Annotated in this window: 11 protein-coding genes; 7 read left to right on the top strand and 4 right to left on the bottom strand. The window is 70.5% G+C overall.

Features of this window, described 5'->3' with window-relative positions:
• From AWZ10_RS45805 to AWZ10_RS45835, 7 genes are all read left to right on the top strand, one after another.
• Positions 1-2,327 (top strand): FkbM family methyltransferase (locus AWZ10_RS45805; RefSeq protein ID WP_159058623.1); only part of this gene is annotated, 2,327 nt, incomplete at its 5' end.
• A 16-nt stretch (positions 2,328-2,343) separates the two neighbouring features.
• Positions 2,344-3,195: a 3-hydroxyacyl-CoA dehydrogenase family protein gene (locus AWZ10_RS45810; protein WP_046705041.1), complete on the top strand. Its 852-nt coding sequence runs from the start codon at positions 2,344-2,346 to the stop codon at positions 3,193-3,195.
• 57 nt (positions 3,196-3,252) lie between these two features.
• Positions 3,253-3,507: an acyl carrier protein gene (locus AWZ10_RS45815; RefSeq protein ID WP_078935353.1), complete on the top strand. Its 255-nt coding sequence runs from the start codon at positions 3,253-3,255 to the stop codon at positions 3,505-3,507.
• 22 nt (positions 3,508-3,529) lie between these two features.
• Positions 3,530-4,714 carry an acyl-CoA dehydrogenase family protein gene (locus tag AWZ10_RS45820; protein WP_046705042.1) on the top strand — a complete coding sequence of 395 codons (1,185 nt, stop codon included), beginning with the start codon at positions 3,530-3,532 and terminating at the stop codon, positions 4,712-4,714.
• On the top strand, positions 4,711-5,736 hold the full coding sequence (locus tag AWZ10_RS45825; protein WP_046705043.1) for an HAD-IIIC family phosphatase: 1,026 nt from the start codon (positions 4,711-4,713) through the stop codon (positions 5,734-5,736). Before AWZ10_RS45820 ends, AWZ10_RS45825 begins: the two co-directional genes overlap by 4 nt.
• Positions 5,737-5,979: 243 nt before the next feature.
• On the top strand, positions 5,980-6,474 hold the full coding sequence (locus AWZ10_RS45830) for a hypothetical protein (RefSeq protein ID WP_052769596.1): 495 nt from the start codon (positions 5,980-5,982) through the stop codon (positions 6,472-6,474).
• Positions 6,475-6,542: 68 nt separating this feature from the next.
• On the top strand, positions 6,543-6,740 hold the full coding sequence (locus tag AWZ10_RS45835) for a MerR family transcriptional regulator (protein WP_046704858.1): 198 nt from the start codon (positions 6,543-6,545) through the stop codon (positions 6,738-6,740).
• Positions 6,741-6,833: 93 nt separating this feature from the next.
• On the opposite strand, the gene AWZ10_RS45840 is transcribed toward AWZ10_RS45835, so the two are convergent.
• From AWZ10_RS45840 to AWZ10_RS45855, 4 genes are all read right to left on the bottom strand, one after another.
• A complete protein-coding gene (locus tag AWZ10_RS45840) occupies positions 6,834-8,054 on the bottom strand; it encodes a cytochrome P450 (protein ID WP_046704857.1) in 1,221 nt (406 codons plus the stop codon).
• A gap of 124 nt (positions 8,055-8,178) precedes the next feature.
• Entirely contained in the window at positions 8,179-8,376 is a 198-nt protein-coding gene (locus AWZ10_RS45845; protein ID WP_046704856.1) for a ferredoxin, read from the bottom strand.
• Positions 8,377-8,424: 48 nt separating this feature from the next.
• On the bottom strand, positions 8,425-9,801 hold the full coding sequence (locus tag AWZ10_RS45850) for an NAD(P)/FAD-dependent oxidoreductase (protein WP_060894201.1): 1,377 nt from the start codon (positions 9,799-9,801) through the stop codon (positions 8,425-8,427).
• 33 nt (positions 9,802-9,834) lie between these two features.
• On the bottom strand, positions 9,835-10,410 hold a 576-nt coding region (locus AWZ10_RS45855), incomplete at its 5' end, for an acyl carrier protein (RefSeq protein ID WP_167366059.1).

Below are 10,410 nucleotides of genomic sequence, written 5' to 3' on the forward strand. Positions count from 1 at the left end.
CCGCCGAACCGGTCGGCGTGGTACGCGTCGGCGGCCGGACCGGGGGGCACCGCGCGGCGGTCCTCGCGGGCCCCGACGGCGCGGTGGAACTGGGGTTGGCGCAGACCGCGGACAGCGGCGCAGCGGTGGCCTTCATGTTCCCCGGCCTGGGCGACCACTACCTCGACATGGGGCGCGACCTGTACCGCGACTTCCCCGTGTTCAAGACCACCGTGGACCGCTGCGCCGAGGCGCTCACCGCGGAGCTCGGCCTGGACATCCGGGACGTGATCTTCACCGCCGCCGGACGTCCCGAGCCGACCGCGACGGGCAACGCCCTCGCCATGGACCTGCGCCGCATGCTGGGCCTCGACACGCGTGAGCAGAGCGCCGAGGAACAGCGTCTCAACGCCACGCGCATGGCCCAGCCCGCGCTCTTCGTGGTCGAGTACGCCCTGGCGGCCCTGTGGGAGTCGTGGGGCGTCAGGCCGACCGCGATGATCGGCTACAGCCTCGGCGAGTACGTCGCGGCCACCCTCGCCGGCGTCCTCTCGCTGGAGGACGCGCTGGTCCTGGTGGCTCGCCGGGCCGCGCTCATCGACGAGCTGCCCGAGGGCACGATGCTCGCCGTGATGCTGCCGGAGGAGCAGGTGCGGCCGCTGACGGGCGGGAACATCTCGCTGTCCGCCGTCAACGGCCCCGAGTTCTGCGTGGTGGGCGGCCCGGTGGCCGACATCTTCGAACTGGAGCGGACGCTCGCCGACCGCGGCGTGATCACCCGCAGGGTGACGACCACGCACGCGTTCCACTCCTCGATGATGGAGCCGATCGCCGACCAGGTCACCGACATCGCCCGCGGTCTGACGCTCAACCCGCCCCGCATTCCCTACATCTCGAACGTCACCGGCCGGCCCATCACCGACGAGCAGGCCACCGACCCGGCCTACTGGGCCCGCCACCTGCTCAGCCCGGTCCGTTTCGCCGACGGCCTGCGCCACCTCGGCCAGGAGCGCCTGCTGCTGGAGTCCGGGCCGGGCCAGACGCTGAGCAGCCTGGCGACCGTGGTCCGAGGCGGCGACACCGGCAACATCGTCGCTTCCATGCGCCACTCCCTGGAGCCGCACGCCGACACGGCCGTCGTTCTGAAGGCCCTGGGCCGGCTGTGGCTCGCGGACGCCGACGCGGCCTGGCACGGCCTGCCCTGCGGCGACCTGGCCACCACCGAGGAGGCACCCATGGCCAAGACGGACGCAACGGACGCGGACGGCGCACCGGAGCCGACCGAGACGGAGACCGCGCTGCGGGCCGTGTGGGCCAGGATCCTGAAGAACGAGGACCTCCCGCGCGATGTCAGCTTCTTCGAACTGGGCGGCAACTCGCTGCTCGCCACGCGTCTGATGCTGCGCATCAGCCGGGCCTTCGACATCGAGCTGACGCTGCGCCAGGTGTACGAGTTCGCCACCCTCACGCGCATGGCCGCGGCCATCGACATACTGCGCGTCGGCGGCGACCCGGAGACGGCCGGAGAGAAGGCGGGCTCCTCTCACACCGGCAGCTGCCAGGCCCGCTTCCGGCTGCCCAACGGCCTGACGGTCCACCACCAGAACGAGTCGGAGACCCGTCACTTCTACGAGGACATCTTCGACCACCGCGTCTACGCCAAGAACGGCATCTCGCTGCGCAGCGGCGACACCGTCGTGGACGTCGGCGGCAACATCGGCCTGTTCACCCTGTTCGCGCACTACGAGGCGCAGAACGTACGGGTCTTCACCTTCGAGCCGGCCCCGCCGCTGTTCGAACTGCTGAGCAGGAACGTCGCGGAGCACGGTGTGGACGCGAAGCTGTTCAACATCGGCATCTCCGACACCGAGGCCGAAGCGAGCTTCACCTTCTACCCCCGCAGTTCCGGGATGTCCTCGTTCCACCCGGACGAGGAGGAGGAGAAGCACAATCTGCGCACGATCATCGCCAACCAGCGGAACACGGACGCGGAGGCCCGCCGGCTCACCGACTACGCCGAGGAGCTGATGGACGTCCGCTTCGAGGCCATCGAGTACACGGCCCGGCTGCGTCCGCTGAGCGCTGTCATCCGCGAGCAGGGAATCGAGCGGATCGACCTCATCAAGATCGACGTGCAGAAGAGCGAACGGCAGGTCATCGACGGGATCGCCGACGAGGACTGGCCGAAGATCCGGCAAATGGTCCTCGAAGCGCACGACGCTGACGGCGAGGTGGAACGCCTCGCGAAGCTGCTGGAGGACCGGGGCTTCACCGTCAAGGCCGAGCAGGACGAGCTGTACGTCGGGACGGACATCTACAACATCTTCGCCGTTCGCGGCGCACGGTAACGGAGCCGGACGAGTCATGGAATTCACCACGGTAGGAGTCGTCGGCGCCGGCGTCATGGGCGTCGGCGTGGCACAGAACCTCGCGCAGACCGGACACCAGGTGATCCTGGTCGACGTCTCGGAGGAGGTGCTCGACAACGCGAGGCGCGAACTGCGCACCAGCCTGCGCGCCTTCGCCCTCTTCAACCGCGCCGCAGCCGTCGACCCGGCGGCGGTGATCGAGAAGATCGAGTTCAGCACCGACTACGAGCTGCTGGCCAAGGCCGACTTCGTCGTCGAGAACGTCACCGAGGACTGGGGCATCAAGGAGAAGGTCTACGAGCGGCTGGACCGCATCTGCCGCCCCGATGTGCGGTTCGCCGTGAACACCTCGGCGATCTCCATCACCCGCGTCGGCTCGGTCACGAACCGCCCGCAGAACATCGTCGGCATGCACTTCATGAACCCGGTGCCGATGAAGCCGATGGTGGAGGTCATCCGCGGCCACCACACCACCCCGGAGACCATCGACACCGCCCGCAGGTTCCTCGCCGGGATGGGCAAGGAGTGCATCGTCGTCGAGGACGTGCCGGGCTTCGTCTCCAACCGCGTCCTGATGCTCACCATCAACGAGGCCGTCTTCCTGGTGCAGGACGGGGTGGCCTCGCCCGCCGACATCGACCGCCTCTTCAAGACGTGCTTCGACCACAAGATGGGGCCGCTGGAGACGGCGGACCTGATCGGTCTCGACACCATCCTGAAGTCCGTCGAGGTGCTCTACGAGAGCTTCAACGACAGCAAGTACCGGCCGGCCCCGCTGCTGAAGAAGATGGTCGCCGCCGGCCTGCTGGGGCGCAAGAGCGGCGAGGGCTTCTTCAACTACCGCTGACCCGGCCCGAGGCGCACACCCACTGCCAGGCCGCACACGAACAGGACGGAACACGACATGAGCATGGACAACAAGACGAAGATCGGGGAGTACCTGTCCCGCTTCTTCCCGGTGCAGGACCTCAAGGACGACGACGACATCTTCCAGCTCGGCTTCGTCAGCTCGATGTTCGCCATCCAGCTTGTCTCCTTCGTGGAGCACGAGTTCGGCCTCACCATCGACAACGACGACCTGGAACTCGACAACTTCCGTTCCGTCGGAGCTCTCGACGCGTTCGTCACCCGTAAGCTCTCCGCCTCCGTGGCGTCCTGACCCACGAGGGGACGCCACAGCGATGACCAGCACGCTCACGGCGGAGCAGGCCCAGGCCCAGAAGGAGTTCCGGGCCTTCGCCGACCGCCACATCGTTCCGCACGCCGACGCATACCATCGCGCTCAGCGCACTCCGCCCCAGATCGTCGAACTGCTGGCGGCCGAGGGCCTGCTCGGCCTGCCGGTCGCGACCCGGTACGGCGGGGGCGGATGCGACGCGGTGACGCTCGGGCTGCTCGCCGGTGAACTGGGGCGTGCCTGCTCGTCGCTGCGCAGCCTGCTCACCGTTCACACGATGGTGGCGCACGCCGTCGCACGGTGGGGAAGCCGCGAACTCAAGGAGACCTGGCTGCCCCGTCTCGCCCGCGGCGAGAGCATCGGCGCGCTCGCCGTGTCCGAGCCGGGCGCCGGCAGCGACGCCGCGGGCGTCGTCGCCCGGCTCACCCCGGACGGGGACTCCTGGCTGCTCGACGGCCACAAGACGTGGACGACGTACGGCGAGACCGCCGACGTCTTCCTCGTCCTGGGCCGTTCCCCCGAAGGACCCACGGCGGTGCTGGTGGAGCGCGCTGCCGCCGGAGTGCGCACCGAACTGATCGAGGACCTGATCGGCATCCGCGCCTCGATGACGGCGGACGTCCACTTCGAGGGCTGCCGCATCCCGGCCGGTCAGGTGCTCGCCCGGCCCGGCCTCGGCCTCTCCCACGTCGTCGGTACCGCGCTCGACCTGGGCCGCTACACCGTCGGCTGGGGCTGCGTCGGCATCGTCGACGCCTGCCTGGAGGCCAGCGTCGACTACGCGGGCAGCCGGGAAACCTTCGGCACGCCCATCAAGGAGCACCAGCTCGTACGGCAGATGATCAGCGGCATGTACACCGACGCCCGGGCGGCGCGGCTGCTCTGCCTGGAGGCGGGCAGGCTGCGCGACGAGGGCGATCCCGGTGCGCTCGCCCAGACGTCCATGGCGAAGTACTTCGCCTCGACCGCCGCGAGCCGGGCCGCGGCCGACGCCGTGCAGATCCACGGCGCCAACGGCTGCAGCGCCGGCTATCCGGTGCAGCGCTATCTCGGCGACTCCAGAGTCATGGAGATCATCGAGGGAAGCTCTCAGATCCATCAGATCGGCCTCGCCGAGTACGCGTTCCAGGAGCGCGCCCTCGTCCGCCGGAGGCAGGCCGGTGCGACCCCCAGGAGTGAGGGACGATGACGACTGTCAAATGTGTGGTGTGGGACCTCGACAACACCGTCTGGGAGGGGGTGCTCCTCGAGGACGGGGACGTGGAGCTGCGGCCCGGTGTCGTGGACATCCTCAAGACCCTCGACGAGCGGGGCATCCTCCACTCCGTCGCGAGTCGCAACGACCACGACGCGGCCATGGCCAAGCTGGAGGAGCTGGGCATCGCCGAGTACTTCCTGTATCCGCAGATCAACTGGGGCAACAAGTCGGACTCTGTGAAGGCGGTCGCCGAGGCGATCAACATCGGCATCGACACGCTGGCCTTCGTCGACGACCAGCCCTTCGAGCGCGACGAGGTCCGCTTCACGCACCCCCAGGTGCTGTGCATCGACGCCCTCGACGTCGAGGGCGTCCCCGGCCTGCCCGAGATGCACCCGCGGTTCGTCACCGCGGACTCCCGGGAGCGCCGTCACCTGTACCGGGCCGACGCCGAGCGCAACCAGGCCGAGGCCGGCCACGACGGCACGGCCGAGGAGTTCCTCGGCTCCCTGAACATGCGCTTCACCATCGCCCCGGCCCAGGAACGCGACCTGCAGCGCGCCGAGGAACTGACCGTCCGCACCAACCAGCTCAACGCGACCGGCTACACCTACTCGTACGAGGAACTGGACGCGTTCCGCCAGTCGCCCGGCCACGATCTGCTGGTCGCGGGCTTGGAGGACAGGTACGGAACGTACGGCAAGATTGGGCTGGCGCTCGTCGAGCGCGGCGAGGACGCGTGGACCGTCAAGCTCCTCCTGATGTCCTGCCGGGTGATGTCCCGAGGCGTCGGATCGGTGCTGCTCGCCCATCTCATCCGGGAAGCGGCCGCGGCCGGGGTACGGCTGCGCGCGGAGTTCGTACCGACGAACCGCAACCGGAGCATGTACGTCACCTACAAGTTCGCCGGGTTCCGGGAGATCACCACGAACGGCGAGATCTCCGTGCTCGAGCACGACCTCGCCCGCGTTCCCGAGTTCCCGCCGTACATGGAGGTCCTGGTCGAGAGCTGACCTGGGGCTGGACACGAGTTCGAGCCGGGTTTTAGGACGCTTCGCAATACTGGCCGAGTCTGTTAGCCCCTGCCGGTCTCCGGCAGGAACGGGGAGGGAAGCAGAGAACGGATGGCCATTCAGTCACTGTGCGAAGCAGTCCATTGCCGTCACCACCGGCAGTCAGGCAAGCCCCAGCCTCGTACGGCCGCCTCGGGGCAGCGGCTCTGCCTGGTGTGCCGTGCCCGGCTGAAGGAGGACCTCGTGAGTCTTCCGGGCCTGTACGACGGCTGTGAGGACGCGCTCTCACCGGCGCGGCCCGGAATCACCGAGCGGGTCAACTCGGGCCGTGCCCGGCAGGGCATCCGGCTCAACGAAGCGGCTCTCCAGGCCCGCGGTGACATGGTTCCGGTGCTCGCCTCGTGGGCCGGCGCCATCGTCGCGGAGCGTGGGGTGACAGGACCGCCCCGGCGCGAGGTCGGTACGCTCGCGGCCTTCCTGGCCCGTCATCTCGACTGGCTCGCCGCCCACCCGGCCGCAGGTGAGTGCGCGGCCGAGGTCCGCAGGGTCACCAACGTGGCGCGCTCGGTGCTCGCCCCCAGGCCGGCCGTCCCGCAGGAGCTCGGCTCCTGCCCGGTCACCGACTGCGAGGAAAGCGTCCGCACGTCGCGGGGCGCCGATCTGACGCACGTGGTGCGTTGCAGGGCCGGGCACGTGCTGCCGCCGGACCGCTGGCTGCTGCTGAGCGGCCGCGCGTGAGTCCGGCCGGTCCGCGCCCCGCCTCGGCCCACCCAGCCCTGACCCCACGCACTCAAGGAAGGCCCCCCATGACCGCCGTCAAGAAGGCCGGCACGCGCACGGTCCCCACCCAGCTCGCCGCCCTCGCCGCGGGAGTCTCCGAGGCCACCATCCGGCAGTGGGCCACCCGCGGCAAGCTCACCCGCTACGGCCGGCCCGGTCGTCGTGAGTACTCCCTCCAGGAACTGACCGCGCTGATCGCGAAGAACGCGAAGAGCGCCGAATAGGCCACCCCTCGGCCAACCCCCGCCCGGCCCCCGCTCCGCGGGCCCGAAGGCCCGCGGAGCGGGGAGAGCACACCGGCGGTGCTCAGAGGGAGGTCACCAGGTGACCGGAAGCCGGTGCACGCCGAGGACACCCATGTCCTTGCGCACCGGCACCTCGGAGACCGGTACGTTCAGTCGCAGGCCGGGGAACTCGCGCAGCAGCCCGTTGATGCCGATCCGCATCTCGATACGCGCCAGCTGCTGCCCCAGGCACTGGTGGATGCCGTGCCCGAAGGCCATGTGCCCGGTCGCCGGACGGGTGATGGCCAGGTCCTCCGAGGGGCCGAACTTCTCCGGGTCCCGGTTGGCCGCCGCAACGGACACCGTGACCGTGTCGCCCTTCCCGATCACACGACCGGCCAGCTCGACGTCCTCCAGAGCGGCACGCAGCAGGCCCACGTGCATGATGCTCAGGTAGCGCAGCAACTCCTCCACCGCACCGTCGATCAGTGAGGGGTCCTCGCGCAGCAGTGCCAGCTGGCCGGGATGGCTCAGCAGCGCGAACGTTCCCATCGCGATCATGTTCGCGGTGGTCTCGTGCCCGGCCAGGAGCAACAGCAGGGCCATGCCGATCAGCTCGTCGTCCGTGAGATCTCCCCCTGCCACCAGGTCGCTCAGGATGTCGTCGGCCGGCTCCTCGCGGCGCCGCCGCACCAGATCGAGCAGGTACGTCCGCAATCCCGCGTACGCCGCCGAGGCCTCCTCGGGGTCCTGCACCAGCCGGAAGATGGCCACGGCCCTGGACTGGAAGAACTCGTGGTCCTCGTACGGCACTCCGAGCAGCTCGCAGATCATCAGCGAGGGGATCGGCAGCGCGAAGTGCTCGACCAGATCCGCGCCCGGCCCCTGGGCGCGCAGGCGGGCCAGTTGACGGCCGGTGACCTCCTCGACCCGTGCCTCGAGCCGCCTCATGCGGCGCACGGTGAACTGGCCGGTGAGCAGTTTGCGGTAGCGGGTGTGCTCCGGCGGATCCATGAACAGGAAGCCGCCCGGCATCGCCGGCTCGAATGTACGGTCCGTCAGCGGTGAACTCATCAGCTCCTGACGGGCGCTGAAACGAGGATCACTGAGCACCTTGCGGGCCAGCGCGTAGTCGGTGACGAGCCAGCCGGTGGTGCCGTCCGGGTTCGCGATCCGGCTGAGGGGCTCACGCTCGCGCAGGTCGGTGAACTCGGCGGGGGGTGTGAAAGGACAGGGCCGGGTCAACGGGAGGGGCCGCGGCTCGAGTGCCGGGCCCCCGGCGGGGCGGGACTCCCGTGCGGTCTCGGTCGTCATACGTTCTCCGATCGTGGGGGGTGGGTGAAGCGGTCGATCGTGGGGCTCGGCGGCTTGCCGCCGCGGGCCGGCACACGTGGGGGTGGCCGGCCTCGGAGCCGAGCGAGGAGACGTCGCGGCGCGCTCAGTCCTCCGCCGTGGCCAGAGCGCCGGTGGGGCACGTCGACACCGCGTCGAGGACCGCGTCCACCTCGTCGGCCGGAACCTTCGCCACCAGCAGCCTGACTTCGCCGGTGGCGGGGTCCTGGTCGAAGACGGAGTCGGCAGCCATGACGCACTGACCCGCTCCGATGCAGCGACCGGCATCGGCAATGATCTTCATTCAGGTTCCTTCGTTCCTTCGTGCGTGCTCTTGCGTACGTCGCCGGATTCAGCGGGAGGACGCGGCCAGCACCTCGACGAGGTCGGCCCGGCCCGGCCCGGAGGGGGCCTGCGGACGCCAGCCGGACGCCCACACCTCCTGCAGACGCCGCCGGTTCCCGGGGGTGTCCAGGCTGTCGAGAGGGGCCAGCAGACCGGCCACACGCTGCGCCGCCTGCCACAGATGCCCGTCGTGCTCCCCGGCCTCCATGAGGCTGAACAGGCTCACCGGCGGCATCGCCGCACCCTGCGGCAGACGGTGCCCGTCGACCGCGGCCTGCCAGAGCCGGGTGCGGCCGATGTCGGCCTGGACCGAGTCGTCGAACCAGGGCCGCACCCAGGCCTGGGCCTGTGCGGTCACGTCCCGGACGAGCCCGGGCAGGCCGCCCGGCTCCCCGGCGAACGCCTCGGCGAGCAGCACCGCCTGGTGCAGCGCCACCGACGCACCGCGCCCGAAGGCCGGGTCGGTCGTGCACAGCGCGTCGCCCAGGACGCAGTAACCCACGGGCGCTTCGGGCGCCAGGCCGCGCAGGGTGTTGCGCAGCCCGGCCATGGGCACGACCTCGGTCAGCACCTCGCTGACGTCGCCACGCAGCCACGGTTCGAACTCCGGGAACAGCGCGGTGACCTGGTCGAAAGCCTCCGCCTCGCGCAGGGCCTTGAGATCGTTGTCGTCGGGGAGGCGGCCGATGCCGATCGCGAACGTGCGGTTGTCGTGGTAGAAGAGCCCGGCGCCGAATCCGTCGCCGGCGACCATCGTCGTCACGCCGCGTTTGAGCGGCGGCCGTGGCACCCCGTCGCGCAGCCGGTAGAACCGTGTGTTGTACACGACCCCGCAGTCCTCGTCCCCCTCCAGGACGGTGAAGTCCTCGCGCAGCGGCGAGCGTCGGCCCGCCGCGTCGATGAGCACGTCCGCGTCGACGCCGCCGCCGCGTACCCGCACGCCGCTGATCCGGCCGTCCCTCACCTCGGCCCGGCGCACCGACGTCCCGTAGTGGATCTCGACGCCCGGCTCCCGGCGCAGGGCGCGTGCCAGCGCCCACTCCACGGTCGGGCGCCGCGCCGCCAGGACCGCGAGGTCCTCGGCGCCGGGCGGGGTGGTGCCGGCGGGCGTGGCGATGCTGACCTCCTCGGCGCCGTTGGCCAGCAGGTCCTCGTACACATCGGGCAGGTGCGTGCGCAGGTGCTGCCGGAACAGCCCCAGGAAGGTGTGCAGTTGGCGGGTCTGCGGGGCACCGGGCCGGTGCCATTCGCCGATGGCGGCCAGGTCCCCGGGCGGAGCCTGGTCGCGCTCCAGCACGGTCACCTCGAAGCCCCGTCGCGCCAGCAGCAGCGCCACGGACAGACCCGAGATCCCTCCACCCATCACCACGGTCCGGGCACTCATCGCTGTCTTCCTTTCGTGATCATCGAATACTGGTCAGGCGGCGAAGTCGCCGAGCACGAGGTCCAGGGCCCGGTCGATGTCCGAGTCGCTGAGCGATTCGGCCGCCCGGAGGGCATCGCTCGCCCCGCGCTGCTTCGGCAGGTCCATGCCCTGGGCCAGGTCGAGCAGCTGCGCGAGCAGTCCGCTCTCCCGCAGCAGCGCGGGGCCGGCCTTGCCGATGGCCCACTGGGCGGCGGCGATGGGGTCCTGCGGCGGGGCGTCCTGTGCCGCGCTGCCGAGCCGCAGCTTGCCCAGGAGGAACTCCGCGAGCGCCCGCGGCGTCGGGTAGTCGAACGCCAGCGTGCTGGGCAGTTCGGCGCCGGTCTGGGCCGCGATGCGGTTCTTCAGATCGACGGACATCAGCGAGTCCAGCCCCAGGCCCTGCAGCGGCTTCTCCGCGGCCACCGTGTGTGCGCCCGGCAGACCGACGGCGGCCGCCACCTCACCGCGGACGAATTCGGTGAGCGTCTTCAGCCGCTCCGCCTCGTCCAGGGCGGCGAGCCGGTCGAGGAAGTCCGAGCCCTGCGGTGCGGCGGCCGCCGCCTGCCGCAGCCGCGGCCGCACCAGGGA

Origin of the sequence: Streptomyces europaeiscabiei, from assembly GCF_001550375.1 — a bacterium.
Lineage (GTDB): Bacteria > Actinomycetota > Actinomycetes > Streptomycetales > Streptomycetaceae > Streptomyces > Streptomyces europaeiscabiei.